The organism is Novosphingobium sp. BW1 (assembly GCF_008107685.1).
Classification (GTDB): domain Bacteria; phylum Pseudomonadota; class Alphaproteobacteria; order Sphingomonadales; family Sphingomonadaceae; genus Novosphingobium.
Genome location: NZ_VIRF01000108.1, coordinates 1 through 410, shown reverse-complemented (window position 1 = coordinate 410; position 410 = coordinate 1). Strand labels below are relative to the sequence as shown.

At 57.3% G+C, this 410-nt stretch carries 1 protein-coding gene; it reads left to right on the top strand.

Annotated elements, in window-relative coordinates; translation table 11 throughout:
- A partial coding sequence (locus tag FMM79_RS20135; protein WP_148629308.1) for a GNAT family N-acetyltransferase occupies nt 1–377 on the top strand: 377 nt, incomplete at its 5' end.
- Between the last annotated feature and the right edge of the window lie 33 nt (nt 378–410).

Below are 410 nucleotides of genomic sequence, written 5' to 3'. Positions count from 1 at the left end.
ATATCGATGCGGCCTCCGTCTCTTGCTTCATGGTCACGCTGAGTGGAAAGGACTTCGCCTTTATCCAGGCGGCCGATCTCGACGAGGTGGACGATGAAGCGCTCGCCGGTCAGCCGAAGGGCACCTACGGCATCGACCAGTTCATCGGCATCGAGGAACTGGCAGGCAAGGGTCACGGACCGGCCTTTATGATAGGGTTCTGCAATATGCTCTTTGCAAAGGGCGCGCAGCGGATCCTGGTCGATCCGCATCCTGACAATGCATTCGCAATCAGAGCCTATACCAAGGCGGGCTTTCAAGGACTTGGCGAAACAACGACGAATTACGGCCGGGCACTGTTGATGGCCCTGGACCGCCAGGAGAATGATACGCAATGACCACTTTTTCCCCTCGCGAGATCGTTTCCGAGC